Below are 26,422 nucleotides of genomic sequence, written 5' to 3'. Positions count from 1 at the left end.
GTATTTTTACGCTGTAATGTCGGAAGTCTGCTCGACGTGCGGGCTGCCTGAGGAACTCTGCGTCTGCGAAGACGTGGCCAAGGAGTCTCAGGAGATCAACATCCGCATCGACGAGCGCCGTTACGGGAAGGAAGTAACGATCATCGAAGGGTTCGATCCGAAAGACGTCGACATGGACAGCCTGTCGTCGGACCTGAAATCGAAGTTCGCCTGCGGTGGGACCGTCGAGGACGGCTCGATCGAACTCCAAGGCAATCACCTCGGGCGCGTGGAGGACTTCCTCCGCGACAAGGGTTTCAACGTCGCGTGATCGGACTCTAGGCCCGCAGTCGAGCGAGCGGTTTTTCGTTAGAACGGCGAGTCCGGCGTCTCGCGGTCGTCCGCCTCGTCGGCGTCGAGGTCGCCGCTCCAGGCCTCCAGCCCCCCGGCCATGCTCTCGATCCGCTCCGCGGTCGTCCCCTCGTAGGAGCCGATGAGACGGGCGGCCTGGACGCTCGCCTTGCCGTGGGGACAGACGGTGACGATGTGGTCCGCGTCGGCGAACTCGTCGATCCGGTCGGGCAACTCGTTGAACGGGACGTTCTCGCTCCAGGGGATGTGGCCGCGGGCGAACTCGGCCGGCGAACGGATGTCGACGATCCGCGGTCGGTCCTCCGCGTCCAGCAACGATTCGACCTCCTCCGGGTTGATCTCGTCGTCCATACCTCCCCCGTGGGGCGTCCCGGGAATAAGCCCCCCGATGTCCCCGGTGGCTCCGTCCCGGTCCGGAGCACCGCCCGCGGGGGTCGTTCGCGCCGTTCGACCGGATCGGATGCTCCGTTTTCAGCTTTTGATAATCGACCGCAAGTTTGTCACGTTCCCGATCACTCGGGTCACGCATGGACGAGATTTCCGCGCTGTACCGACGGGCCCTCTGGGGGTCGATGGATCGACTCGGCGTCACCGAGTCGGTCGAACGCAAGATCGTCGCTGCCGTCACCATCCAGTTCGGCGTCGCGGTCGTGCTCGCGGGCCTCCCGTTCGTGCTGTCCGGTGGCGTCCGATCGCTCGCGACCGCCGTCCTCCTCGGAGGGGCGGCCGTCGCCTTCGGCAACACCCTGTTGATCACCCGCCGAGACTTCATCACGCCGATCGCGGAACTCGAAGCGGCGGCGACGACCATCGCCGAGGGCGAACTCGACGCGGCCGAAGTTTCGGAAACCGATCAGATCGACGAGATCGGGAGCCTCGTCCGCGCGTTCGACGAGATGCGGGCGTCGCTGGAGACGATTTCGGCGAAAGCGGACGCCCTCGCTCGGGCCGACTTCGACGCCGACGTCCTCGACGCGCCGGTGCCGGGGTCGTTCGGCGACGACCTCGACCGGATGACGGACAACCTCCGCACCAACACGCGCGAACTGGAGGAACTGACCGACCACCTCGAACGCACCGCCGACGAGTACGGCGACGTGATGGCCGCCGCCGCAGACAAGGACCTCTCGGTCCGGATGGACCCCGACGACGAGAGCGCCGCCATGGCGTCGATCGCACGCTCGTTCAACCGGATGCTGGACGACCTCGAGGGGACCATCGCGGAGGTGTACGCGTTCGCGGACACCGTCTCCGAGCGGACCGTCGAGACGTCGAGCGACGTCGACGAGGTGGTGGGGGCGAGCGAGGATATCAGCGCGGCGACGGCCGAGATAGAGGCCGACGCGGACGAACAGCGCGACCAACTCCAGCGGATCGTCTCGGAGATGAGCGACCTGTCGGCGGCCGTCGAGGAGATCGCGGCCTCCGCCGACAGCGTCGCCGAGGTGTCGACCCGAACCGCCGAAATTGGCGAGTCGGGGCGCGAATCCGCGACCGACGTCCTCGAGAAAATGGACGCCATCGAGAACCGGACGACCGAGACGATGTCGCAACTCAGCGAACTCGACGAGCGGATGACGCGGATGGGCGACATCGTCGCCACCATCTCCGACATCGCCGAGCGGACGAATCTGCTCGCACTCAACGCTTCGATCGAGGCCGCTCACTCCGAGGAAGGCACCGAGGGGTTCGCCGTCGTCGCCGACGAGGTGAAGTCCCTCGCCGAGGAGGCCCAGTCCGAGGCGACCCGGATTCAGGAGATCATCGAGGGAGTCCAGGCACAGACGACGGCTACCGTCGAGGGGATGCAGCGCACGACCGAGGAGGTCGACGGTGCGGTCGAGACCGTCGAGGACGCCATCGACTCGCTGGAACGCATCGCCGAACACGCGACCGAGACCGACGAGGGGATGCAGGAGATCACGGACGCGACCGACCAGCAGGCCGCCTCGACCGAGGAGACCGTCTCGATGATCGAGCAGATCGAGGAGACGAGCGCCGAAACCGCGACGGAAGCGACGAACGTCGCCGCCGCCGCCGAGGCACAGGCCGACGCCCTCGCGGACGTGTCGACGCGCATCGACGACCTGTCGGAACAGGCCGAGGCCCTGCAAGAACTGCTCGAGACGTTCGACCTCTCTACCGACGCCGAGGCCACGACCCGGACCGAGTCGGTGTCGGTAACGTAGCGGTCGCTCCCCGACCCCGGCGGCGCCCTTGCGTGCGTGGTTCGTGTCTTTCTTCGGGAACGTCGACCGGGGTTGCGACCGAAGCGACGAAAGCCTGCTTCCGGTCGACGCCGCCCGGCGGTTATAATACCCCCCACTGTTGGGGGAGAGCCGTCACCCCCGTCGCGTCCCTACGACCGGCAGACGACGGCGAGACAGCTCCGTCGCCACACCATGGTCACGACACACCTCGACTCCGAATCGGTCGCAGTCGTCGGTGCCGGCATCGGCGGCCTCTCGGCGGCCTGCCACCTCGCCGACGCCGGGGCCGACGTGACGGTCGTCGAACGGCGCGACGGCCTCGGCGGCGTGGCCGGCCGCATCGAGCGCGACGGGTTCCAGTTCGACACCGGCCCGTCGTGGTACCTGATGCCCGAAGTCTTCGAGCGCTTCTTCGGCCGGTTCGGTCTCGACCCCGAGTCGTACTACTCGCTGACCCGACTCGATCCGAACTACCGCGTGTTCTGGAAGGACGGAGACAGCGCCGCGGTCCCGGCGGATCGACCCGGTCAGCGCGCACTCTTCGAATCCTACGAATCGGGAGCCGGGGACGCGCTCGACCGCTACCTTGCCGACGCTGCCGAGGCCTACGAGGTCGGCATGGAGGAGTTCGTCTACCAGCGCCGGCCGCGACTCCGCGACTGGATCGATCCCGGCCTGTTGCGGGCGGCCCGCGGGGTCACCCTTCTCGGGTCGATGGACGACCACGTCGGCACGTACTTCGGCCACCAGAAGTTGAGACAGCTCGTCGAGTACACGCTGGTCTTCCTCGGCGGGTCGCCGTACAACACGCCCGCACTCTACTCGCTGATGAGCCACGTCGACTTCGACCTCGGCGTCTACTACCCACAGGGTGGGATGGCGAGCGTCGTCGACGGAATCGCCCGACTGGCCCGCGACCTGGGCGTCACGTTCGAGACGGACACCCTCGTCACCCGGATCGAACGCGCCACCGACGGGGTGGCCGTCACGGCCGAGGGTGAGAGACGAACCTTCGACCGCGTCGTCAGCGACGCGCCACCGGCCCACGTCGACCGGGAGTTGCTCCCGGCGGGAACGGCGGATCACGACCCCGGTTACTGGGACGACCGGACCTACGCCCCCGCCGCGTTCCTCCTGTATCTCGGCGTCGAGGGCGACCTCGATACGCTGGAACACCACACGCTCGTCCTCCCGACGGACTGGCGCACCCACTTCGAGGCCATCTTCGACGACCCCGCCTGGCCCGACGACCCCTCCTACTACGTGAACGTCCCCTCACGCACGGACGACACCGTCGCCCCCGACGGCCACTCGACGGTCGTCGTCCTCGTCCCGGTCGCCCCCGGACTGGACGACGGCCCGGAGCGACGCGCCCGCTACCGCGAGACGATTCTCGACGACCTGTCGGCACACACCGGCGTCGACCTCCGCGACCGGATCGTCGTCGAGGAGTCGGCCTGCCTCTCCGAGTTCACCGAGATGGGCTACCCGAGGGGGACTGCGCTCGGCCTCGCACACACGCTCACCCAGACCGGGCCGTTCCGGCCGAATCGTCGGTCCGAGGCCGTCCCCGGGCTCTACTACACCGGCTCGTTCACCGATCCGGGCATCGGCGTCCCGATGTGTCTCGTCGGCGGCGAACAGACCGCCGCGGCGGTTCGGGAGGACGCGACGGAGGGGGCAGGGTCACGCTCGCTCGTCAAACGGTTCCGCGCGGACTGATCAGGGGACGTGCCAGATACCACGTCCTCGGTCGAGGACGCTCCCGACGACGACGTGCGGGAGTGCGATCACGCTGATGAAGACGCTCCAGAAGGCGACCCCGCCGAATCGGAGCGACCCGCCGGGGAGCGGGTTCGGGACGAGTAGCCAGAAGGCGACGGCGACGGCCGCCGTCGCCAGCGCACCGGCGACGAGGACGCCCCACGCCCGGAGCGCGACGGCCCCCGTCGACACCCCGTCGCCACCGAGCAGGTCCGGCCCCTCCTCGACCGGGTCGTCGACGGCGAGTTCCCGCGCGACCTGCCGCGCCGAGTACCAGAGCGGGAAGTACAGCCCCACGGCGACCACGACGGGGACGACTGCGAAGTACGCCACGAGCAGCGCCGTCTCGGCGGCGTCGGCGGCCCACGCCCCGGTCCCGGGCCGGCGGCGGTAGCCCACGCCGACGTGAGTGAGTACCGCCGCGCCGTAGACGCCGGCGATCAGCGGCCGCGTCACGTCGAACTGGGCCGCCACGCCCGCCAGCCCGCCGGGGTCGACCATCCCCACCATCAGCGAACTGAACGTGTGGAACGTCGCGGGGAAGGCGACGATGGGGACTGCCATCACCGCGCCGCCGCGTGCGACGACGGCGAGTAGGCGCTGGCCCCGGGTGCGGAGGTGGCCGGTTCCGGTCGTCGCCTCGAGGACGTACAGGTCGCCACCCCCGCCTTTCAGGACGGCGACGCCGACGGCGAGCGCCAGTCCGACCACCGGCGCGACGAGGAAGAGGCCGAGAAACGCCGCCGCGAGACAGAGGTAGCCGGCGACGTAGCGGCCGCGGAAGCGCTGGGCCCGCCGCCGTAAGTTGGCGAAGTGTTCGTACCCGCCGTGGGGCAGGTTCAGCGCCACCATCCCGACGAGGTAGACGGCCGCCTGTGTCCGGAGCGACACCGTCTCGCCGAGGAGACGAGCCGCGCCGAACACGACGAGCAGTCCGGCCAGTGACGCCCGCGAGAGCGTCACGGCCGTCGGTCCGGCGTCCGTCGAGAACCGAGTACGTACGGAGCGCATCGGTCCCACTTGGGATGCGACCGGGTTGGCGACACCCCCGCATAGTTTCGGGCCTTTTTCCGTCGCGGCCGCGGCCCTTATTGCCGACCGGCGCTCAGAACGAGCGATGCCCGGAGGCGTCCGCGCCGAACTGGCGATTCACGGCCCGGAGAACTGTCCGCTGGCGACGCTCTCGGAGCGAACCGGCGCGTCCGTGACCGACGTCACCTGGGCCGAGGCCGGGGACGGCGTCGCCGAGGAGTTTCGGATCCCGAGCGACGCCGACATCGACGTCCTCGCCGACGCCGACGCCGACGCCGTCGTCGATATCGGCGAGGAGCGTGTCTATCGCTTCGACCGCGACGCCGAGGCGACCTGTCCCTGCGACGTCGTCGAGTCGCTCGGCTCCCCGCTGGCCGACGTTCGCCTCCGCGACGGGACGCTCCGTCTCACGCTCCACCCCAAGAGCGTCGAGCGACTGCGCACCGTCGTCGCGGCGCTCAACGACGCCGCCGACACCGTCGAACTCCGGTATCTGGTCCACACGGGCGACGGCGACGACGCCGACCGGTCGGTCGTCGACTGGAGCCACCTCACCGACCGCCAGCGGGAAGTCCTCCGGACCGCCCACGAGATGGGCTACTTCGAGTATCCCCGTCGCGCGAACGCCACCGCCGTCGCCGACGAACTCGACATCGGCCTGTCGACGTTCACCGAACACCTCACGGCCGCACAGGGGGCGTTGCTGGACGAACTGCTCCCGGAGTGAGCCACCCCGAGTATTATCACTGATAGCGAGGTGACAACCGATATGTCGGTTCCGAGACCGGGGTGTGGTGACCGATGACCGACGGATCGACTGCTGGACCCGACGGCTCGGATCGGGTCGTGCCAGCGCCCGTCCCGCCCGGGGACGCCGAGGCGTGGTACGCCCCCGACGTGGTCGCACAGTACGAGGTGTCGCCGGGCGTCGTGGCGACGGTCCGCGAGGTGCCGGGCGATGCGGGGTTCGAGTACGCGGTCCGCGAACCCGGACTCGGCCCCGAGGACCGCGCCGCGATGGAACGCATCCGCGAGCACTTCACGGTCGTCAACCGCCGGCGGCCGCTGACGCGGGAGGGGACCGCCGAGCGCGCGGCGGCGGGCTTCGAACCCAAGTATCGCCGGGCGCTGGACCGCCTGATCGACGCCTCGCCCGCCGCGTGGCGACGCCTCACCTACCACGCGCTGTGTGAACTCCGGTTACTCGGCCCGTCGACGCCGCTCGCCCTCGACGACCGGATCGAGGTGGTCGACGTGGGGCGGGCCGACGACCGGGTGGTCGTCCACACGGAGAACTACGCGCCCGCCCGGACCGACTTCGACGCCGACGCGGACTTCGTCGACCGGGTCGCCGGCGAGCGACTCCGGCGCTACACCGTCGACTTCGCGGGGTTCGACGTCGACGTGGTCGTCTACCGCGACCACTTGCTCGGGAGCGACCACTTCTCGACGAAGTACGCGGTGCTCGAACCCGACCTGTTGCCCGGCGACGAGCGACTCATCGAGGAGTGCAAAGAGCGGATTTGGGAGGCGAACGTCGAGGACGTGGTCGAGGACCGCCACGCGTTCGTCCGGGAGCGCGCCCGCGGGTTCCTCTCCCGGCGACTCACCGCCCGCAACACGCGGGCGTGGGTCGCCGCGACGAAGTACCGCGTGACGACGGCACTCGCCGAGTACGGCCTCGCGGTCCCGCCGGTCGACAGCCGCTACGCCACCGACCGCCTCGACGACCTGGTCTACTACGTCCTCCGCGATTACGTTGGCCACGGCGTCCTCACCGTACCGATCCGCGACCCGCATCTGGAGGACGTGGAGGCGAACCGCGTCGACGAACGGGTGAAGGTGATCCCCCGTGCCGACGACCTCCCCGTCGGACGGATCCCGACGAACCTCGCCTTCGACGACGAGACGGCCTTCGTCAACGTCGTCACGCAACTGGCCGCGAGCGACGGGACGGAACTCAACGCGAGTCGCCCGAGCGCGAAGGTGAACCTCGACCTCCGGGGCGTCGCGGAGACGATCCGGTGTGCGGTCGCCCTGCCCGTCATCTCGGAGGGGGGTCCCCACGTCTCCATCCGCAAGCAGGCCGGCGACCCCATGACGCCCGTCGACCTGATCGAACGCGACGCCATCTCGACGGAACTCGTGACCCTGCTCTGGATGCTGTACGAACACCAGGGGGTTGTCCTCTTTTCTGGACCGACGGGCGTCGGCAAGACGACGCTGATGAACGCCCACATGCCGTTCGTCCCCTACGACGACCGGCCGGTCTCCATCGACGAGGGGAGTCGAGAGGTCCGTCTCCCCCACGAGACGGGCGTCTCGCTCACCACCCGGGACCACGAGAACGAGTACAAGCGGGTGTCGATGGCCCGACTCATGACCGAGACCAACTACCTGAATCCGGACGTGGAGGTGATCGCGGAGATCAACACGCCCGCCTCCTTCGAGACGTTCGGCGAGACCCTGAATACGGGTCACGGCGTCATCGGCACCACCCACGCCGAGGACGTCGAGACGCTGATCAACCGCGTGATCGAACAGGGACTTGCCCCCTACCTCCTCCGGGAGATCGACCTCGTCGTCTTCCCGCACCACGTCGACGACGACCGCTACGTCGCCGAGGCGGTCGAACTCCTGAGCGAACGCGAGTACGAGGCCCTCGACGGCGGCCGACTCCCCTCGGGCGTCGTCGAGAAGGGTGACCGCACGCTCCACTGGAACGTCGTCGCGCGCCGGGACACCGACGGGCGGTTCGACCTCGACTACACCCACCCGCACCTCGACGACGGCCGCCGCTCGCTCGGCGTCCGCCTCTTCCACCGCTTGGCCGAGGCGAGCGACCGCGAGGTCGAGGCCGTCGAGGAGGAGTTCCACCGCAAACACCGCTACGTCCGCTACCTGGTCAAGGAGGGCATCGCCGACGTCGACGACCTCTTCGGCTTCGTTTCCGACCTGCGGACCGACGAGGCGGCGACGGTCGAACGCGCACGGAGCGAGACGGCCGGGAGCGAAGGCGACTGACCCGCCCCCGGCCCCATTCGGCACCGATTTCGGGATCGATGGGGTGGTTCCGCTCGTGACTCGGTCGGTCGTGTTACACCCCTCCCGTAGATTCGGATAGTTCTAAGTCCGCCAGGTGGTCGAGGGGTAGCGTTCAAATAAGCAGGCGAAACTGGGACTACCTCGAAAGCCCCGACTCGCTGAACTCGGGGGTAGCGAGGCGGCACAGCCGCCTCGGACACGCGCACGGCAGAGCCGTGCGCGAACCTCGCTGCGCTCCTCGGCCTTCGGCCTGTGGTGCTTACGCCGGCCGCCGTCCTCCAGCGAGTCGCCCCTTTCAGTCCCGCCCGGCGGCGGCCGGCCAGCCGATGCGGGCGGGACTGAAAGGGGCTGGCGTCTCGGCGAACCCGGACGACGCAAGCACCGCAACGCAGTGAGGAGCGTAACGAGTCCCGGGAGCCGAGACGGTCACAAGACCGGAGCCCTTGTGAGCCAATCAGAACGCGTTGCGTTCTGATGACGCCAGGGGCTTTCGAGGTATCCTCACTCCGATCGCGCTCATCTGAACAGTATCGTGGTCGAGGGCCTGCTCGGTGTATTCGACGGCCGTCGTTCCTCGGCGTCGCCGTCGTCGACGATCTCCTCGGCGAGCACACCGACGGGCGGCCCCAGGTCGTCGCGAGCAGATTCTCACTCCACTCACGTGCCGCCGCGCCACGGGCTCCGGTAGTCGATGGATTTGTTCGCGCTGTCGTCGCGCTTCGACCCTCGACTCGCTGTCGCTCCACCGGGTACATCACAGGGTATTTGTAAACGGAAGATAACGCCAACCGTAGCGTCGAATCTCAGGATCTATAGATGTCTCAACAGGAACGTCAGGGAGAGGAGCTGATCCCACACAGGAGACGCGAGGACTTCGACTACGCGGTGCCGGCGGACGTGCCGCCGTTCCACGACACGGGGCAACTGGAGCGGGTGAAGGCCGTCGTCCGGAACGCCCGCGGGGCCGAGAAACTGCCGCGGTTCTGGTTCACCGGGCCGACGGGGTGCGGGAAGACGACTGCGGTCCGCCGGCTCGCCGAGGACCTGGACGCGCCGCTGTTCACGGTGCAGGGGCTGTACGACATCCGCGAGACCGACCTGCTGGGCAGTCCGACGATGCTCGACGGGACCGTCTACTGGCAGGACGGGCCGGTGACTAGGGCGCTCAGGTCGAGCCAACAGCGCCGAACGGTCCTTCTGTTCGACGAGGTCAACCGCGCCCGGCCGGAGGCGAAGGGCATCTTGTTCCCGATCCTCGACGGTCGCGCCAGAGTTCACACTGGACGGGGCAACGAGATCGTCGAGGCCGACCCCTACAACCTGGTCGTCGTCGTCACAACGAACGAGGGGCCCGATTACTTCGTCGAACAGCTCGACCTCGCGGAGCAGCGTCGCTACGGTAGCAAGTTCGAGATGAGCTACCTCGCGCAGTCGGACTTCGAGGCCGCGGTCGAACTGGTCACGAACCGGACCGAGGCGCCCGGCCCGCTAGTGCGGGTCGTCCTCACTACGGTCAACGAAGTGCGCGACACCGCGGCGCGCTCGGGGTCGTCGGTCGAACGGGGGGTCCCGACGGCGCTGGTGCTCGAGTGGCTGAAGACCGCACGCGTCTACGACGACGAGGGGATCGAGGAACCGATGATGACCGCGTTCCGGGACGCCTTGCTCCGACCGTTCTACGACGAACCGGACGCCGTCTCCACGGTCGCCTCGACGGTCAAGTCGTACGTCCAAGGCGCCCCGCTCGGCGAGGACGCCGCCCGGGAGTGGGTGGCGTCCGACCTCGCCGGCCGCGTCTCGGGCGACGAGCGCTCGACCCTCGTCGAGAACGTGCTCGCGGGGAGCGCGATCGACGAGGACGACATCTGACCGATGGCCACCGACGAGGGCGGTTCCGACGCCGGGCGGGCGCAACTTCGGCGCGTGCTGGAGAGCCTCGGGTCGGTGTACGGCGACGAGGAGGTCGACATCGGCTTCGGCGACGAACTCAGGGTCGAGGAGAGCCGTTCGTGGGCGGACGGGCCGTCCCACGAGTTCGTACTCCCGGCCAGCGTCGGCGAGTACCTGGACGCCGACCTCTCGCGCGACCGGGAGTACGAACTGCTGCTCGACACGGTCAACCACCTGTCGTACTGTCGGCGGGTGGACAGCTGGGACCGGACCGAGTCGTTCGCGGCGGGGGCCGCCCACCCTGAGCCAGTCGCGACGTTCGTCCACCGTATGGTCGAGCACGCCCACGTCACCGCGGCCCGCCTCTCGGAGTACCGGGGGCTCGCGGGGCCGTACGCCCGGCGGATGGAGGCGACGTTCGACGAGCAGCCCCGCGTAGACGGGCTCCGTGAGGACGCCGCGCTCGTAGAGGGGGTCCGCGAGTTAGCCTACACCGGGCGAGTCGCGGGACTGGAGTCGACCTCGGAGGACGTCCGCGGGACGCTCTCGTACGTCGGGACGGAACTCGACCGGGTTCGCGACCCCGGGGCCTCCGCCGAGCTCCGCGACGAGGTCGCCGACCGGATACTGGAGACGGTGGTCGACCGGCTGTACCATCCCCGGACCGCCGAGCGCCACCTCCGGGAGGATTTGGACCTCCCGTTCCAACACACCTCGACGCTGGCTCCGGAGACGGACACCGAACCGCGGGGAAGCGGATCGGAGGAGTCCGACGAGCCGACCACGGCGAGCGACGTCTTCGAGTGGATCGGGACGGTCCCGCTCTTCCCGGTCATCTTCGCGGCGTCGCATCTCGGGTACGAGGACACGCTGGAAGCGTTCTACAGGCCGCTCCCCCAGGGGCCGTTCAACCTGCTCTTCGTCCTCTATCCGCTCTTGCTCCCGGTCTTCCTCGTCTGGGGAGCGTGTCGGTCCGTCACGAGCCGCTTCGGCTACTGGGAGCCGATAGTCGACCGCGCCTCCGGGGCGTGGGACGGTATCACGGACATGACCGCCCGGATTCGAGGGGGCCTCAGCGGGGGCGTCCAGCGGGCTCGGAGCGCCGTCGCCTCGTCCGCCGGCAAGGTCGCGAGCGCCGTAAACGCCCGTCTCCCCGGCGATCGGGAGGTCGACCTGGATTCGCTACTGTTTGGGTACTACATGCTGTTCATGCTCCCGTACGTACTCGCCGAGTACGTCGTCGGTGAGGAGCACGTCGACCCGTTCCTCGAACCGTTCGCGGACCGGGTGCCATCCGATGGCATCGCACGCGTCCCGTATATGCTCTTCCTGGTGGCCTTGGTAGGCGCTCTGTTCCCGGTGTTCCTGGTCTGGCTGCTCGTTCGACTGCCGGCGCTCGCCGCCGGCGTCTGGGAGCCGTTCGTCGCTCGCGTTGTGGCGCTGTGGGGCGCCGCCGTGGGGGCGGTCCGTCGGTTCGGGAACGCGCTCCGGGAGGGACTGCGCCGCATTCCCGTGCTGATCGGATCCGCCCTGTATCGAGCGGCCGAACTACTGCGCCGGTGGTGGAACGGGCTCGTCTACGCCGCTCGACGCGGACTCGCACGTGCCCAGGGTGACCACTGGGAGCGCTCCCTTCCCGAACGCCTCGACGAAGAGCGTCTCTCGGCTCAGATCGGGGACGACACGGACGCAGTCGCCGAGTCGAGGCAGGCCGAGAGTGCGCAACCACGGGACGCCCCTCCCGAGTCGACTCCGGACCGGGAAGACACAGAGACCGAAACGGACCCGGGGGAGAGCGCCGGCTCCGACGGGAAAGGCGGGAGCCGCGACGGCGAGCGTGATGATGAGGGGGACCCGAGAAGCGGTGAGCGGGACGCGGGAACGGAGTCGGCGCTCGAGGACACGACGACCGACGGGGCCGAAACCGGCGAGGAGGACCTGGTCGCCGAGCCGGCCGAGCCGGACGAACGGGCGGACGACGCGTCGGTCGCCTCCGACACCCCCGTGGAAACGGCCCCAGCGGGGACAGGTGAGGCCGAGTTCACCGAACAGCTCCTTGTCGACGCGGGGCGCCGGTCGGCATCGTCGCCGGGGGAGGTGAGCATTGTGGACGTCGAATACGAGGAGGGCGACGGGACGGTTATCGACGACGCGCTGGGCGACCTCGCGAGTCTGGACCGGCGGACGAGCAGCGAACTGCAGGGACTCAGGGCCGACCGCGACGACCGGATCGGCCGGCACGGCGACCCCCAGGAGATCCTGGACGCGATGAGCGAACGGGGGCTCGACGAGACGATCCGGGAGCTGCTCGCGCAGTTCCCGCCCGAGGAACGGCGCGAGGTGCGCGCACACACCGGCCACCGGCTCGACCTGCCGGCGGTCGCGCGGTCGGCGGGCGGACGCCTCCCGAACGACGGCCTGTTCACGCGCCGCCGTCACACGGGGACCGGGTCGCGGTGTCTCGGCGTGGCGATCGACCTCAGCGGCAGCATGGACGGGTTCGAGGCGAAAGTCGCACTCGCGTCGCTCGCGGGCGCGGCCGACCTCCTCGGCGACGAGTTCGTCGCGGCCGGGTTCCACGGGCGCGACCGCTCGGTCACGCTCGTGACCGGCCCGAACGAGCCGTTCGAACCCTCGCACCTCTCCTCGGTCGGAACCGGCGGGAGGACCCCGCTCGCGGACGGGATCCGGGAGGGCCGTCGGCTACTGCGGGCCGCGAACGCGAACGAACGGATACTGCTGGTCGTCACGGACGGCGCGCCGAACGTCGGTCTGACGGACGGGTCGGACCCGGAGTCGGACGCCCGATCGCAGATCGAGCGGAGCCGCCGGGACGGGATCGGGGTTATCGGGATCGGCGTCGATACGGGGTACGGGATGTCGGACATCTTCGGCGACGACGCCTACGTCGAAGTGAACGACCGGGCGTTCGCGGACCGCCTGCTAGACGTATACCGCGACCAAGTCCTCCGGACCCAGCGGCACTGACAGACCCGATTTCGACGTGGCCCGAGCTTCGAACGGCGGACCGCCGCTGGTTCGCAGTCACTCTTCCGGGGGTGGTCTCCGAAGCCCGCCCTGATCGCTCGCTGTTCGCCGGAGCCGGTAGAGCTGCCTCGATTCGAACGGGACTCCTCCGCGGAGAACTGCGGTGTGTAAGTCAGCGGTGTCCGGCGGTCTCCGGACGTAGATCCCCGCGGAGCACTCGCAGGGGCCCCGCAATCGGGGCAGTCGCGTTCGCCGTCGAGCGAGCGGTAGAAGTCCTCGACGGTGTCCATCCGCTCGAACCCCATCTCCTCGAAGAGGGCTGACGAATCGACGGTGTGCGGCCGGAGCCACGCCGTCCCGACGGCCGAGCCGACGCCGACTTCCCGGGCGAGTGGGGTCTCGCGTTCATTAGAAGATAGCGGCCTCCTCACCCAGTGGATACTCGGTCAGCGGACGCTGAATCGGTCGTCGGCGTCGTCGCTGGGCAGACAGATCACGACGCCGAAACCGATCACCCTCTCGACTTCTGTCGCGGCGAACCCGTAGGCCAACTTCTCGTCGTGAAAAACGGCGTCCAGCACCTGGGAGATGCTGAACCCAGTCCGGGACTCACAGAGCGATTCGATCTCGCGTCTATCGATCGCCTCGGCCGCCCGTACCTCGACACCGGCCGGCAGGACTGGGGGATCGTCGAGACCCGTCATGACAGTTCGATTTGGCTTGTTGCCGAACTGGAGACGATTTCGAATCCGTTCGATCGATCCGTCGCTCATTGCTGTCGGCTCCTTCGTCATCGTGGCCGTGTCCGGAATAGCCTTTCTAGAGCGTGTCATGGAAGCGTTTCCTGGTTTACTGAACTAACTCTAACGGACTGAAAGCACCGTGCACTTAGTGCACGCTGTTCTTAGCTTGTTGTAGCTATGGCGAAAGAGAAGTTCGGGGTCGCTGTTGACGAGGAAATCGTGCGAGAAGTGGATGAACTGGTCGCTGAGTGTGGCGATCTCGGAGTTAGCCGCTCCGAGATCGTCGAAGCCATCCTCATAGCATTCGTTCAATCTGAGGCGAACCACGTTGAACGAGTGCGAGAAATCATTATTCGGAAACGAAAGGGTACTCTCTAACCAGCTTCAAACATTGTGCACCTAGTGCACGCAATTTTAAGCGAGTAATCCGCTATAATAGTAATAAAATTGACTGTGGTATGTGAAGAGTTCGATGACACGTTCGGTCCGCTATCTGGTCAAGGAGGGCGTCGCCGACGTCGACGATCTTTTCGGCTTCGTTTCCGACCTGCGGACCGACGAGGCGGCGACGGTCGAACGCGCACGGAGCGAGACCGGATCGGCGTCGGCGTCGGGGCCCGCGGAGTCGGGCGAGTAGCACCGACGGGAGTCCCGCCCGCTGGGGAACGTTTACAGGGGTGAGAGGCGGACCCGGGACAGGGGTGTCACAAGAACGCAATGCGTTTTCTCGTCGGGGACACGCACTTCGACCACCGGAACATCATCGACTACTGCGACCGGCCGTACGACTCGGTCGAGGGGATGAACGAGGCACTCGTCGCCAACTGGAACGACGCCGTCGCCCCCGACGACGACGTGGTGTTTCTGGGCGATCTCACGGTGACGGACGATTTCGCGACGTTCGCCGACCGTCTCGACCGCCTCAACGGAACGATCGACTTCGTCCTCGGGGACCACGACGAGACGGTGATGCCGACGCTCGATTCGGTCCGCATTCACGAGCAGTTCCGCTTCACGCACCGCGACGTCCCGTTCTACTGCGTCCACGACCCGGCCGACGCCCCCCGAAAGTGGAAGGGGTGGACGGTCCACGGCCACCACCACAACAACTGGCCCGACCGGTTCCCGTACCTCGATCCGGACCGGCGGTCGGTCAACGTGTCGGTGGAGGTGATCGGATACGCGCCGGTCGGCGTCCCGGAACTCCTCGACCACATCAGGCAGTTCGAGTGGCTGGCCACCCGTCCCTCCGGGGACGGCGGGTCGGCGTGACCCCGGGCGCGTCCACGACCGTCGGCGGGGGCGAGGCGCGAGTCGGACGGGGGTGACCCGACCACTCCCCGTGGTCCCCGAGACGACCGTGCAGGCGATCTCGCTGGACCCGCCGCCCGTCGCGTTTGTGTTAACAGTTTTACGCGTCCAGTCCTCAGTCGTTCGTGGGTGACGTGACCATGTGCCACCACTACGAACGCGAGTCGTGGACCGACGAACGGGTCGAGGACGAACCGACGGCGGACGTCGACGCCGAGGACGACGACTGGGTGCCCGACGAGTTCGAGGAGGAACGCGAGACGGAGGTCAGCCTCCTGACCGACGGCGGCGACGAGGCGTAGCCCCACCCCGGGTCGTAGCCGCCAGGTCTGCCATTCTTTGGTGAGCGGTCAGAGTCCGTACGGATCGAACGATGGCCGCGTATCGGCGTCCAGCGGACAGTCGTAGGCGTCCCTGATCCCCTCCGCGACGCCCGTCGACGGCCGGGTGAACAGGAAGACGACGCCGTACGGCCACGCGTGTGACGACGCGTCCGGGGGGTCGGGGTCGAGAAACACGGCCTCGACGGCCGGGTCGCCGACCGTCGGGACGGACTCGAACTCGGCTTCGAGGGGGAGGAGACCGGTCAGAACGCTGGGGACGAAGGCACCGCCGTTCGGCAGTGGGTCGCGGGGTTGGACGCCACAGACGCCGACCGGGTCGCCGTCCTCGGTCAGGACGGTGTACGACGGCGTCCGGGAACCGGGCGTCCAGCAGTCCCGGGCCACCTCGGGCGGGTCGACGCCGACGGCGAAGGCGGTCCGGACCCCGCCCACTCGCTCGACGGCGGTCAGCCGCCACGGGTCGGCCTCGTCCGCCGGGTCGCCGGCGATCGTCGCCTCGATCAGGTCCCCGGTTTCGAGGGCGTCGACGGTCGACTGGCCGTCGGCGTAGCCGGACCGGTAGACGGAGTACAGCGTCGGGTCGTCGACGGCCTGGACGTTGATGTGGGGCACCGATTCGACGCCGCGGTACACCCGAAACCGCCCGGTCCGTTCCATGTCGACGGGCGGGGTCCCGGGGGGTATACGTTTCGCTCACGGTGGTCGTCAGTAGTCGCCGAGGACCCCGAGACGGCGTGCCCGCCGCGTCGCACGCTGGAAGACGAGGTAACCGAGGCCGAGATAGACGACGGCGACGCCGACGAGGACCGCGAGGTCGGCCACCGGGAACTCCCAGAGTCGGACGCCGTCGACCATCGCCCGCTGGAGGAGTGCGCTCCCGTGAGCGAGCGGCAACGCTCGCGTCCACCCGAGGTCGAACGCCGGCGCGGAGATGAGGACGATGAACCCGAACTGGAGCAGGTTCAACCAGTTCCCGATCCGCTTGTACAGGACGGTGATGCCGCCCGCCGCGAGGCCACAGCCGAGCACCGAGGCGACGCTGAGCGCGGCGACGACGGTCACGGTCGGGACGTGGAGGCTGAGGCTCGTCCCCGTCACGACGAGCATCACGCCCAGGATGACGGCGGAGGTGAGGAAGGTTCGGACGAGTTTCGCCACCCCCTTCAACAGCGCGACGGGCGCGAATCCGAACGGCGTCATGACGTGTCGCTCCAGTGTCCCCCACTGTACTTCGCTCCCGATGTCGTTCGACATCGACGAGTAGGCCCCGACCGAGAGCGTCCAGAGGAAGTAGCCCACGACGATCCCCTCGATGGAGTCGGTGAGTGCGCGCCCGGCCACCATCCGCCCCCCGTAGAACAGGACGCCGAAGAAGAAGAGCGCGACGACGACGACGCCGACGGCGTTTGCGGGATACCGGACGAACACGAGCAGTTCCCGGTAGAGGACGGCCCGCGCGAGGGCGAGGTAGCCCGCCCGCCGTGCCGGCGGGTCCGTCGACGGGTCTTCGGCCGTCACGCCTCCGGCCCCCCTGACTCCACGCCGTCCGTGAGGTCGAGCAACACGTCGTCGAGTCCGGGGTCGACGCTCTCGATGTCGGCCAGCGTCACGTCGTGGCGGCGGAGGTACGCCATGAGCGCGTACAGCCCCTCGGTGTCCGTGGCCACGCCGACCCGCGTGCCGTGGGGCAGCCGTTCGACGCCCGTCACGTCGACCCGGTCGCGGAGCCCCGCGAGCAGGTCGGCGTCGAACGCCGGACTCGTCAGCCGGAGCGTGTGGCCCTCGTCCCGGAGCAACGCGGCGACGGTGTCGTCGGCGACGACCCGGCCGTCGGCGACGACGACGACCCGGTCACAGACGGTTTCGACGACGCCCATGTCGTGGCTGCTGAGGATCACCGTCAGCCCCGTCTCGACGGCCAGTCGGCGTAACTCCGTCCGGAGCGTGCGGGCGCTCGCCACGTCGAGGCCGAGCGTCGGTTCGTCGAGGAAGACCACGTCCGCGCCGCCCGCGAGGACGCTCGCCAGCGACACCTTCTGTTTCATTCCGCGTGAGAGGTTCCGGACCGATTCGTCGGCCTTGTCGGCCAGGTTCAGCCGGTCGAGGAGGCGTTCGTGACGTGTCGCGACCGAATCCGGGTCGACGCCGCCGACGGTCGCGAAGTAGCGTAGGTTCTCCCGGACCGTCAGTCGCCAGTAGTCGTTTCGTGCGCCTTCGAGCATCGCGTCGACGTGTGCGTACGCCTCGCGGGGCGCGTCCCGAACGTCTATCCCCATGATCCGCACGTCGCCCTCGTCGGGCAACACCATGCCGAGGATCGACTTGATGAGCGTCGTCTTCCCGGCCCCGTTCGGGCCGAGGAGGCCGACGACCGATCCCCGCTCGACGTCGAGGGTGACGCCGTCGACGGCCGTCACCGCGTCGGACCCGCTCCCGAACCGCTTGCGGAGGCCATCGACGGCGACGGCGGGCGGCGCGGTCCCGGTCGCCCACTCGTCCTCGTCGGCGTCGCGGCCTCGATGTCCCGTGGGCACGGCCCCCCTACGTCGTGGACGAATAAATGCGCGAGGTGGGGTGGTCCGAGCGCTCTTCACGGTCGAGTCACAACCGCCGGTCGTGCTCTCCGACCGCGACCGGGCCAAACTCGACCCGAGCGACGACGGGGCGTTCTACGACGCGCCGCGGTTCGTCACGCACGCCGACGACGCCTTCCTCACTCGGCTCACGGCCCTGTACGACTCGGTGACCGCACCCGGCGACCGGGTCTTCGACGCGATGGGTAGCTGGGTGTCGCATCTCCCGGACACCGACTACGACCGGGTGGTCGGGCACGGACTCAACGAGGCCGAACTCGCCGAGAACGACGCCCTCGACGAGTGGTTCGTCCGCGATTTCAACGCCGATCCCTCGCTCCCGTTCGACGACGGGTCGTTCGACGCCGTGTGCTGTGCGCTGTCGGTGCAGTATCTCCAGTACCCCGGCGACGTCTTCGCCGCGTTCGCCCGCGTCCTCGCCCCCGACGGCGTTCTCGTCGTGAGTTTCACCGACCGGATGTTCCCGACGAAAGCGGTCCGGGCGTGGCGCGACGCGCCGATGGACGGCCGGGCCGACCTGGTCGCGGGATACTGCCGGAACGCGGGCCTCGACGTCGAGACCGTCGTTCGCGAGCGACCGGGGGACGACCCGTTCTACGCCGTCGTGGCGCGACACGCGCCGGCGGACGTGTGAGTCACGACACGGAACGGCGGGCGACGCCCTTGTCACGGTCCGGGCCCCACGACCGGCATGGAGACCGACACCGACGACCGGGTCGCCGCCGCCGTCGCCGCCCTGTCGGACCGAGCCACGGAACGCGCGGGCGACGAGTTCACGCGAGCGGCGTGGCTGTCCCTCGCTGACCCGCGCCCCCCGGAGGAACTGAGCCCGTTCGACGCCGACGAACGAGGGTGGGTCGGCGCGGGGCTCCGGTGGCTGGTCGTCTCGGCCGTCGCCTACCGCGTCGCGGGGCGGGACGCCCGCGCAACCCGCCGAGGGGCCGAAGGCATCGCCGTCGCGCGCGACCTGCTGACCACGCTCGACGCCCCGGCACAGCGGGGCTGTCTCGCCGAGTTCGTCGCCGACTTCCGAACCGTCGCGGCGATGGACGGCGTCGACGACGCGTACGCGGACGCCGCCGACGCCTACCGCGACGCCGACGGCGTCGACGACCCACGACGGGTCGCGACCAGTCCGCTGTTCGAGGCCGCCGCCGCCCCGATAAAGCAGGTGGCCCGCGGCCCGGCGAACGGCGAAATCGCCGTCGAGTGGGCCGACCTGCACGGGAGCGACCCCGCCGACGCCGGCGCGTTTCTCGCCCGGCGAGCGACGTACAAACGCCAGCGCTTCCCCTCGCTCGTCGACCGCGTCGTCGACGACGGACGGCTGGCCGCACCCCGCGGGACCACCGCCTACGGCGACGACAACCACCGCTGTCCGGCCTGTGGCTCGACCGACGTGAACTGGATCGCCGACCACGTCCTCTGTCTGCGGTGTTCGGCCCCGATGGAGCGCGACTAACCCCGCCGGGCGAAGACGAACGCCGAGCGACTCCCGAGCGGGTCGGTCACCGTCTCCGTCCGCAGGCCCTCGAACCCCGCCGCACGCAGGTGATCCAGCGTCCGGTCGCGCCCCGGTGACGAGAAGACCATCCGCCCGCCCATCCACCCCTCGCGCACCGTCTCGAACCGGCCGCTCGGGAGCGTCATCAGGAGCGTGCCGCCCGGCCGGAGGACGCGGTGGAACTCCCGGTACACCTCGGGCTGTCCGTCGCGGGGCACGTGGAAGACGGCGTGGTACGCGGTGACGGCGTCGACGCTCCCGTCGGCGAGTGGGAGGGCCCCCATGTCGGCCTGCACGAGGTGGGCATCGGGGACGGTGTCGCCGGCGAGTTCCAGCCCCCGCCGCGAGATATCGAGGCCGATACGCTCGCCGGACAGGTTCGCGAGCGTCCGCGCCCCGTCGCCACACCCGGCGTCGAGTACCGTCGGGTCGGGCGGCAGGTCGGCCGTCAGGTCGTCGAGCAGGTCGGCGTCCGAGCCGGTCGGGTCGCGCCGCCAGGCGTACGTCTCGGCGATGTCGTCCCACGCCCGTCGGATCGCATCGCGGTCCATGGCGGCGTGATGGGCCGGAGCGGCGTAGGGCTCTCGGTTCCGGCCACCTCGCTTCGTGCCGTGTGACGCCGCGTCCGAGTGACCGCGTGGCCGCGCTAACGGTTAATACTGCACACCCCCACCTTCGACCGTATGTCGGAGCAGATTCGACAGGAACTCGACGTCGACCAGTTCACGCTCGGCCTCGTCGGACCGGACCGGAAGTGGGCCGGAACGGTCGCCGACGGCGGGACGATCCGCACACACGCCGCCGGCGTGTTGGGGGCCGATGGTCACCCCCGAGTTCCGCGGCGGACACGAGGTCACCCGACCGATCCGGGTCGAGAACGTCGAAGCGGTTGGACTGGCCGACACCGTCCGCGACCAGTACGGCCACTAACCCCCACGCATCGCCGGAAACAGCGCAACCTCGGCGTCTGGCGGGCAGTCGGCGTCGAGGGGGCTCGCTCGCCGTCGACCCTGACGCGGACGCTCGGCCGGAGGTCGCCCGACTCGTCGACCAGGTGCGACGCCGCACGCGGGTAGGCGTCGACGAACGCCCGCACGACTGCCTCGACCGTTCGCTCGGTCGGATCGACGCTGACTCGCTTCCCACCGGTCGCCGAGCGGAGCGGCCCGTAGACGGTCAGTTCCATGGGTCGTGGTGGCGCTTCGCGCACCTAACTGTGTGGGCTCGGACCGTTCGGATTCCGTTCACCCCTCGAACCGTCGCTCGGTCCCCAGATACGCCGCGTCGACCGACGCCCCCACGTCGGCCGCGAACAGCGCCAGCGTCGCCTCCAGGTCCGTCCGCAGGTAGTGGTCGATCACCTCCGAGAGCGTCGCTCGGAGCCGCGCCCCCGTGTCGGTCCCCAACGTCCGGAGGTACGCCGGACCGATCTCCTCGCCGAACCGCTCGTTGGTGACCCGTTCCCCCCGCCAGACCGTCCGCGGTGGTGTGTAGCCGTAGGCTTCGAGGCACGCCTCCAGACTCGGCCACGGCTCTCCCGACGCCTCGGCCCGCCGTTTCCGGTCGCGAAACAGGTCGACGTGTGCCGGTGGCTCCGTCACCGAGGGCAGGTCGAGGTCGACGCCAAGTCGGTCGAGTCGCCCGCGGACGAACGGGAGGTCGAAGCCGACGCCGTTGTACGTGACGAGGGCGTCCGGGTCGGCGTCGTCCAGCCACGACATCGCCCGGCGGATCACCCGGCCCTCGTCGTCGCCCCGTCGGTGGCAGAGTTCGTACGTCGCGTCGGACAGCGGCCGCGCGCGGTCGTGGACGCCGACGCCGACGGCGACGAGTTCACCCTCGCTGGGGTCGGTGGCCGTCGTCTCGATGTCCACGGTCACGACCCGACCGTGGTCGGCGTCCGGACGCTCGTAGCGCATCGTCTCGTGTGGCTACTCGACTGGACATGAAGGTTCGTGTCTCGGTCGACCCGATCAGTCGGAGTCGCCCGGTTCGACGCCGTCGAACTCGAAGCGTGCCCCGCCCGCCGCGCTCTCGGTCGCACGGACCTCCCAGCCGTGGGCCTCCCCGATGGTCCGGACGATGTTGAGGCCGAGGCCCGTCCCCTCGGGGTCGGTCGAGAACCCCGCCTCGAACACCTCGTCGCGCTCGCTCTCGGGGATGCCCGGCCCGCCGTCGGCGACGTAGAACCCGTCGTCGGTTCGACCGACGGTGACTGTCGCCCCGCCCGTGCCCGCGCTTTCCTCCGTGCCGGTTTCGGTCGAACCGTGCTCCACACTATTCCGAAACAGGTTCTCGAACACCTGGACGACCCGCTTCTCGTCGCCGCGGACGGTACCGAGGTCACCCTCGAATCCGAGGGTCGCGTCCGGCGTGTCGGTGGTCGCCCACGCCGCTTCGGCGACACCCCGGAGGTCGAGCGACTCGAACTCGCTCACCGTCCGCCCCTCCCGCGCCAGCGTGAGTACGTCGTCGATCAACTCGTTCATGCGGTCGAGCGCGTTCGCCGCCCGATCCAAGCGGTCGTCCTCCCCCGTTCTGGCGAGTTCGATGTTCCCCGTCGCGACGTTCAGCGGGCTCCGAAGGTCGTGACTGACGACGCTGGCGAACTCGTCGAGTCGCTCGTTCTGTCGGGCGAGTTCTCGCTCGCGTCGGGAGAGTCGGTCCCGGGCGCGGATCGAGTCGATGGCGTTGCCGATGCTCTCGCCGAGTTCGGTGAGTGCCTCCCGTTCCGGGGCGTCGAACACGAACGTACGATCGGCGTACACGCTGAGAATGCCGTGAACGGCGTCGTCGCCGACGAGGGGAACGACCGCCAGCGACGCCACGTCCCGTTCGGCCAACATGTCCCGCCACGGCTCCAGCGTCGGCTCCGCGGCCACGTCCTGAACGGCTTGGAGCTCGCCGGTTTGGATGGCCTCCCCGCCAGGCCCCTGCCCGATCGATTCGTCCGGGTCGACGCTGACCTCGAGCGACTCGATGTACGCCTCGTCGTGGCCCGCCCACGCGATGGGGGCGACGGTAGTCGCCCCGGGGCTGTAACGGCCGATCCACGCGGCGTCGTAGAGCGCCGACCGAGTCAACCGGTCACAGACACCCTGTTCGAGCCCCTCGCGAGTGGTGGCGTTCACCACCTCCCGGGTCGCGGTGCGGAGCGTGTCGTTGACCCCCGTCAGTCGGTCCCCGCGCCGCTGTTCGCGCCGCCCCCGGCCGTCGTAGATTCCGACGACGACCCCGACGACCGTACCGAGCGTGGCCGCGCTGACGACCATCCGCCTCGTCTCCGGCACCGGCCGTCCCCGAACGGCGGCGTCGACGAACACCCATCCCGCGACGGCACCGAGTACCACCGTCCCGATCCCAGCCCACACTAGCATCCGGTCCGCGAATCGATCCAAGCACAGCCGCTCTTCGACCGCCAACACCCCGACGAGCGCCACGATCAGCGAGAGCTCCAGCGGCACGAACGCCTCGACGACCATCACCGTCGGCTTCGACCACAGATCGAGCGCCGTGCGGACGTGAATCCCGGCGAGGAGAACGCCCACGGCGGTGAGGAGTGATCCGTACGTCCGAGCCGACAGTCGCGCCATCTCTACGATACGGTTCGCTAGCCGAATATATATGTGCCCCCTGACAGAATCATTCGTGAGAATCGCGGGGTCGGACTGTCGGCGGTAGAGCTAACCGCATCGACGCCCACGGTCGAGCATGCCGGCTTCGAGAGCACGGACCGCAAGGTTGCGACACGCGACGGCCCGCGTCGTCGTTCCGACCGCTCACGACCCCGCGGGGACGGACCGATGACCGACGTACTCGCCAAGATCCGGCGCGACGGCCCGACGATGGCGCTCGCCGCCCTCGGCGTCGTGGTCGTCGTCGCCGTCGGTTTCGGCGTCTTCGTCGCCTCGATTCGCCTCCTCCTGCCCGCGGTGTACTCGCTGGTACCCGGTACCGATCCGTCGCTCGTCGCCGCCGTCGTCGGGTTCGGTCCCGCCGCCGTCTACGGCGTCACGGTGGCCACCCTGCTCCGCCGGTTCGTCGTCGACGGCGACTGATCGGGGGCACCGACGTGCGTCCGTGAGGGGCGGAGCCGCCGTCGCCGACCCGACCGCGATCGTCAGTTTTCAGCGCTGATAGTTCGCGGGACAGCGTTATACGCGACGCATCGTCAGGTGGGGACGAACGCACACGGGCCACTACCGTGGGCACGGTCCACACCGGACGGCGGCCCGAACTCAACCGAACACGCATGTCAGACGAATTCACCGCCCGGACGCTCGAATCACTGCCGATCGGTGCGGCCATCGTCGACGAGGATCGGACGCGGATCACGTCGAACGCCGCGTGGGAGGAGTTCCTCGACACCACCGGCGTCGACCCGTCGGTCGAGCGGACGGTGACGAACTACCTCGGGACACTCGCCACCAGTCACCACGAACCGCCGACCGATCCCGACGCGAGCGACGCACTCGCCATCACGCTGACGCTCCCCTACCACGCGAGCGACGACGACCGAACGCACCGGCTGCGCATCGAACCCTTCGTCCACGACGGCGACTGGTACGCGAGTCTGAGCGTCGCCGACCGGGAGTCGCCCGGATGGTCCCGGAGCCAACTCAAGGAGCGAGCGATGGACGAGGCGCCCGTCGGGATCACCATCTCGGACTACACCGTCCCGGACAACCCGCTCATCTACGCCAACGCCGCCTTCGAGCGGATCACCGGCTACGACGTGACGGCAGTTCTCGGGCGGAACTGTCGGTTCCTCCAGGGCGAGACGACCGACCCCGAATCCGTCGCCCGGTTTCGCGAGGCCATCGACGACAACGAGTCGACGACCGTCGAACTCCTCAACGAGCACAAAGACGGCGACCGGTTTTGGAACGCCGTCACGCTCGCACCGCTCCGGGACCGTACCGGCACCGTGACGAACTGGGTCGGCTTCCAGCAGGACGTCACCGCCCGCACGGAGGCCGAACGAGCGCTCAGTACCGAACGCGATCAGTACGCACTCCTGAACCAGATCGTCCGTCACGACATCCGCAACGACGCGACGGTTATCCGGGGCTGGGGATCACAGCTCCGCGACGACGTGTCGGGCGAGAACGCCGAGGCCCTCGACCGCATCATGGACGCGGCGACACACACGCTGGAGTTGACCGAAGCGGTTCGGGACCTCGCCACCATCGTCAGCACCGAGGACCCGACGCTCGAACCCGTTGCCCTCGCCGACATCCTCGGCACGGAGTTCCAGCGCGTCCGATCGAACTTCGCGTACCAGGCCGACTCGCTCTCGCTGCAGGTCGACGGGGCGCTCCCCGACGTCGAGGTGTTGGCGACGCCGCTCCTGTCGTCGGTGTTCACCAACCTGCTCGACAACGCCGTCTTCCACAACGACGCCGACGAGATCAGGATCACCGTCTCGGTCGACGTCGGCGAGACGGTCCGCGTCCACATCGCCGACAACGGCCCCGGCATCTCCGACGACCGGAAGGAGGAGGTGTTCGATCAGGGCGAACAGGGGTTGCGAAGCTCGGGGAGTGGCCTCGGCCTCTACCTGGTCGACCAGTTGCTCGAACGGTTCGGTGGCGGCGTCCGACTCGCGGACAACGAGCCACGCGGAACAGTGGTCACCGTCGAACTCCAGCGAGCCTGAGATGCCGACGACACGCCCCACACGTTCGACCGCGACCGACGCGACGTCCCCCGGGAGGGACGCATGTCGCTGAAGCGCTTTCTCGACCGAGCCGACGAGTCCCGGCGCTCCCTCCTCGTCGCGAACCGGTCGAGCCCCGACCCCATCCTGAACGTCCTCGAAGCCACGTTCGACGATCAGCCGGTACGGGTCAGCGAACGAGCCGTCCCGGACGTCGAAACGGACACCGTCCTCCTCGTCGAGGACGGCGAGGTGCTTGCGACGTCGCCCCTGTCGGCGCTCCGTGACACCATCGTCACCGTCAACTCCGACCTCTACCGCACCGGCGCCATGGGCATCGACGACCTAGACATGCCCGCGGTGCTCGAACGGCTCGACGACGTCCGGTTCACGCTCCGTGGCTATCCGAAGTCGAACACCGAAAAACTCCTCCTCGTCGTCGTCTCCCGGTACATCGAAGGGATCGCCTGGCAGGCCGGGCACGGTCGCCACCGGGCGTCGTTCCAGTACCTCTCCCGGATCAAGGACGAACGCGGGACGCGCCGGGTCTACGAGCGCCTCGCCGAGACGGACGTCGACGTCCACGTCTACGGTCGTCCCGACTGGGTGCCGTCGGAGCGCTTCGACGTGACGACCCACGTCGGCCACGACGCCGACTTCCGGGATTCGTGGGTCGTCCTGTTCAGGCCGAGGCCACCGACCCCGGACGCGAACGCGCCCGACTCGCCGTCGACGGACCACGACCCAGTCGCACTGCTGGCGATCGAGACCGAGCCACACGTGTGGGAGGGGTTCTGGACGTTCGATCAGTCGCTCGTGGCCGATCTGGACGCGTACGTCGCGCGGGAGTTGTGAGTCACGAGTACGTCGGGCATCGGTGACGGTTCGGATGGGACGACCGTGACCACCTCGACGATTCGTTCGAACGCTATAGTAGCCTTTGTAAGTCATCACACACCTGATCGCATGACAGCGTTCGATCAGGTG

Annotated in this window: 26 protein-coding genes and 1 pseudogene; 17 read left to right on the top strand and 10 right to left on the bottom strand. The window is 68.9% G+C overall.

Features of this window, described 5'->3' with window-relative positions; genetic code table 11:
• Window positions 1–16: 16 nt before the first annotated feature.
• Window positions 17–310, top strand: a complete 294-nt coding sequence (yciH, locus tag NBT81_RS03855) for a stress response translation initiation inhibitor YciH (RefSeq protein WP_049935096.1) — start codon at window positions 17–19, stop codon at window positions 308–310.
• Between the two features lie 38 nt (window positions 311–348).
• Here the strand turns inward: yciH and NBT81_RS03850 are convergent, their stop codons facing one another.
• A complete protein-coding gene (locus NBT81_RS03850) occupies window positions 349–702 on the bottom strand; it encodes a rhodanese-like domain-containing protein (protein ID WP_338741187.1) in 354 nt (117 codons plus the stop codon).
• Window positions 703–878: 176 nt separating this feature from the next.
• Here NBT81_RS03850 and NBT81_RS03845 point away from each other — a divergent pair, with 176 nt between their 5' ends.
• Window positions 879–2,540, top strand: a complete 1,662-nt coding sequence (locus tag NBT81_RS03845) for a methyl-accepting chemotaxis protein (protein ID WP_338741186.1) — start codon at window positions 879–881, stop codon at window positions 2,538–2,540.
• A 123-nt stretch (window positions 2,541–2,663) separates the two neighbouring features.
• A complete protein-coding gene (crtI, locus tag NBT81_RS03840) occupies window positions 2,664–4,283 on the top strand; it encodes a phytoene desaturase family protein (RefSeq protein WP_425498766.1) in 1,620 nt (539 codons plus the stop codon).
• Here crtI and NBT81_RS03835 read toward each other — a convergent pair whose 3' ends face one another.
• Window positions 4,284–5,336, bottom strand: a complete 1,053-nt coding sequence (locus NBT81_RS03835) for a Brp/Blh family beta-carotene 15,15'-dioxygenase (RefSeq protein ID WP_338741183.1) — start codon at window positions 5,334–5,336, stop codon at window positions 4,284–4,286.
• A gap of 106 nt (window positions 5,337–5,442) precedes the next feature.
• Between NBT81_RS03835 and NBT81_RS03830 the strand changes: the two genes are divergently transcribed.
• The 4 genes from NBT81_RS03830 to NBT81_RS03815 all read left to right on the top strand — a co-directional run bounded on the left by NBT81_RS03830 (window position 5,443) and on the right by NBT81_RS03815 (window position 13,280).
• Window positions 5,443–6,084, top strand: coding sequence for a helix-turn-helix domain-containing protein (locus NBT81_RS03830; protein WP_338741182.1), 642 nt, complete (start codon window positions 5,443–5,445; stop codon window positions 6,082–6,084).
• A gap of 74 nt (window positions 6,085–6,158) precedes the next feature.
• Window positions 6,159–8,381 (top strand): type II/IV secretion system ATPase subunit, encoded by a 2,223-nt coding sequence (locus NBT81_RS03825; RefSeq protein ID WP_338741181.1) that lies wholly within the window; start codon window positions 6,159–6,161, stop codon window positions 8,379–8,381.
• Between the two features lie 837 nt (window positions 8,382–9,218).
• Window positions 9,219–10,271, top strand: a complete 1,053-nt coding sequence (locus NBT81_RS03820; protein WP_338741180.1) for an ATP-binding protein — start codon at window positions 9,219–9,221, stop codon at window positions 10,269–10,271.
• A gap of 3 nt (window positions 10,272–10,274) precedes the next feature.
• Window positions 10,275–13,280, top strand: a complete 3,006-nt coding sequence (locus NBT81_RS03815; protein ID WP_338741179.1) for a hypothetical protein — start codon at window positions 10,275–10,277, stop codon at window positions 13,278–13,280.
• 446 nt (window positions 13,281–13,726) lie between these two features.
• On the opposite strand, the gene NBT81_RS03810 is transcribed toward NBT81_RS03815, so the two are convergent.
• On the bottom strand, window positions 13,727–14,074 hold the full coding sequence (locus NBT81_RS03810; RefSeq protein WP_338741178.1) for a hypothetical protein: 348 nt from the start codon (window positions 14,072–14,074) through the stop codon (window positions 13,727–13,729).
• A 126-nt stretch (window positions 14,075–14,200) separates the two neighbouring features.
• Here NBT81_RS03810 and NBT81_RS17290 point away from each other — a divergent pair, with 126 nt between their 5' ends.
• The 4 genes from NBT81_RS17290 (at window position 14,201) to NBT81_RS03795 (ending at window position 15,636) form a co-directional block, all read left to right on the top strand.
• Window positions 14,201–14,401, top strand: a complete 201-nt coding sequence (locus NBT81_RS17290) for a ribbon-helix-helix protein, CopG family (protein WP_425498726.1) — start codon at window positions 14,201–14,203, stop codon at window positions 14,399–14,401.
• A gap of 94 nt (window positions 14,402–14,495) precedes the next feature.
• On the top strand, window positions 14,496–14,660 hold the full coding sequence (locus tag NBT81_RS03805) for a hypothetical protein (protein ID WP_338741176.1): 165 nt from the start codon (window positions 14,496–14,498) through the stop codon (window positions 14,658–14,660).
• Window positions 14,661–14,740: 80 nt separating this feature from the next.
• Window positions 14,741–15,295, top strand: coding sequence for a hypothetical protein (locus tag NBT81_RS03800; protein WP_338741175.1), 555 nt, complete (start codon window positions 14,741–14,743; stop codon window positions 15,293–15,295).
• 164 nt (window positions 15,296–15,459) lie between these two features.
• Window positions 15,460–15,636 carry a hypothetical protein gene (locus NBT81_RS03795; RefSeq protein ID WP_338741174.1) on the top strand — a complete coding sequence of 59 codons (177 nt, stop codon included), beginning with the start codon at window positions 15,460–15,462 and terminating at the stop codon, window positions 15,634–15,636.
• Window positions 15,637–15,684: 48 nt separating this feature from the next.
• Here NBT81_RS03795 and NBT81_RS03790 read toward each other — a convergent pair whose 3' ends face one another.
• From NBT81_RS03790 to NBT81_RS03780, 3 genes are read right to left on the bottom strand one after another with little or no spacing between them, the layout of a single operon-like run.
• On the bottom strand, window positions 15,685–16,335 hold the full coding sequence (locus tag NBT81_RS03790) for a hypothetical protein (protein WP_338741173.1): 651 nt from the start codon (window positions 16,333–16,335) through the stop codon (window positions 15,685–15,687).
• 48 nt (window positions 16,336–16,383) lie between these two features.
• Window positions 16,384–17,196, bottom strand: coding sequence for an ABC transporter permease (locus NBT81_RS03785; protein WP_338741171.1), 813 nt, complete (start codon window positions 17,194–17,196; stop codon window positions 16,384–16,386).
• Window positions 17,193–18,212, bottom strand: a complete 1,020-nt coding sequence (locus NBT81_RS03780; protein ID WP_338741169.1) for an ABC transporter ATP-binding protein — start codon at window positions 18,210–18,212, stop codon at window positions 17,193–17,195. Before NBT81_RS03780 ends, NBT81_RS03785 begins: the two co-directional genes overlap by 4 nt.
• Before the next feature lie 40 nt (window positions 18,213–18,252).
• Here NBT81_RS03780 and NBT81_RS03775 point away from each other — a divergent pair, with 40 nt between their 5' ends.
• Both NBT81_RS03775 and NBT81_RS03770 read left to right on the top strand, forming a co-directional pair.
• Window positions 18,253–18,906 (top strand): class I SAM-dependent methyltransferase, encoded by a 654-nt coding sequence (locus NBT81_RS03775; protein WP_338741168.1) that lies wholly within the window; start codon window positions 18,253–18,255, stop codon window positions 18,904–18,906.
• 57 nt (window positions 18,907–18,963) lie between these two features.
• Window positions 18,964–19,734: a hypothetical protein gene (locus NBT81_RS03770; protein ID WP_338741167.1), complete on the top strand. Its 771-nt coding sequence runs from the start codon at window positions 18,964–18,966 to the stop codon at window positions 19,732–19,734.
• Here the strand turns inward: NBT81_RS03770 and NBT81_RS03765 are convergent.
• Window positions 19,731–20,327: a class I SAM-dependent methyltransferase gene (locus NBT81_RS03765; protein ID WP_338741165.1), complete on the bottom strand. Its 597-nt coding sequence runs from the start codon at window positions 20,325–20,327 to the stop codon at window positions 19,731–19,733. The two genes, NBT81_RS03770 and NBT81_RS03765, sit on opposite strands and share 4 nt — an antisense overlap.
• A 132-nt stretch (window positions 20,328–20,459) precedes the next feature.
• Here NBT81_RS03765 and NBT81_RS03760 point away from each other — a divergent pair.
• Window positions 20,460–20,661: pseudogene (locus NBT81_RS03760) on the top strand (acetamidase/formamidase family protein); the annotation flags it as partial.
• Here NBT81_RS03760 and NBT81_RS03755 read toward each other — a convergent pair.
• From NBT81_RS03755 to NBT81_RS03745, 3 genes are read right to left on the bottom strand one after another with little or no spacing between them, the layout of a single operon-like run.
• On the bottom strand, window positions 20,630–20,962 hold the full coding sequence (locus NBT81_RS03755) for a MoaD/ThiS family protein (RefSeq protein WP_338742605.1): 333 nt from the start codon (window positions 20,960–20,962) through the stop codon (window positions 20,630–20,632). The pseudogene NBT81_RS03760 and the gene NBT81_RS03755 overlap by 32 nt on opposite strands.
• Window positions 20,963–21,020: 58 nt before the next feature.
• Entirely contained in the window at window positions 21,021–21,695 is a 675-nt protein-coding gene (locus NBT81_RS03750) for a ribonuclease H-like domain-containing protein (protein ID WP_338741164.1), read from the bottom strand.
• A 54-nt stretch (window positions 21,696–21,749) separates the two neighbouring features.
• Window positions 21,750–23,369 (bottom strand): HAMP domain-containing sensor histidine kinase, encoded by a 1,620-nt coding sequence (locus NBT81_RS03745; protein ID WP_338741163.1) that lies wholly within the window; start codon window positions 23,367–23,369, stop codon window positions 21,750–21,752.
• A 210-nt stretch (window positions 23,370–23,579) separates the two neighbouring features.
• Between NBT81_RS03745 and NBT81_RS03740 the strand changes: the two genes are divergently transcribed.
• The 3 genes from NBT81_RS03740 (at window position 23,580) to NBT81_RS03730 (ending at window position 26,290) form a co-directional block, all read left to right on the top strand.
• A complete protein-coding gene (locus NBT81_RS03740; RefSeq protein WP_338741161.1) occupies window positions 23,580–23,834 on the top strand; it encodes a hypothetical protein in 255 nt (84 codons plus the stop codon).
• 194 nt (window positions 23,835–24,028) lie between these two features.
• On the top strand, window positions 24,029–25,435 hold the full coding sequence (locus tag NBT81_RS03735) for an ATP-binding protein (RefSeq protein WP_338741160.1): 1,407 nt from the start codon (window positions 24,029–24,031) through the stop codon (window positions 25,433–25,435).
• 63 nt (window positions 25,436–25,498) lie between these two features.
• Window positions 25,499–26,290 (top strand): histidine kinase, encoded by a 792-nt coding sequence (locus NBT81_RS03730; RefSeq protein ID WP_338741158.1) that lies wholly within the window; start codon window positions 25,499–25,501, stop codon window positions 26,288–26,290.
• Window positions 26,291–26,422: the final 132 nt, after the last annotated feature.

Origin of the sequence: Haloplanus sp. CK5-1 (assembly GCF_037201915.1) — an archaeon.
In the GTDB taxonomy this organism is placed as follows: domain Archaea; phylum Halobacteriota; class Halobacteria; order Halobacteriales; family Haloferacaceae; genus Haloplanus; species Haloplanus salilacus.
The sequence above is the reverse complement of the archived record's forward strand: the minus strand, read 5'-3'. Positions and strand labels throughout refer to the sequence as shown.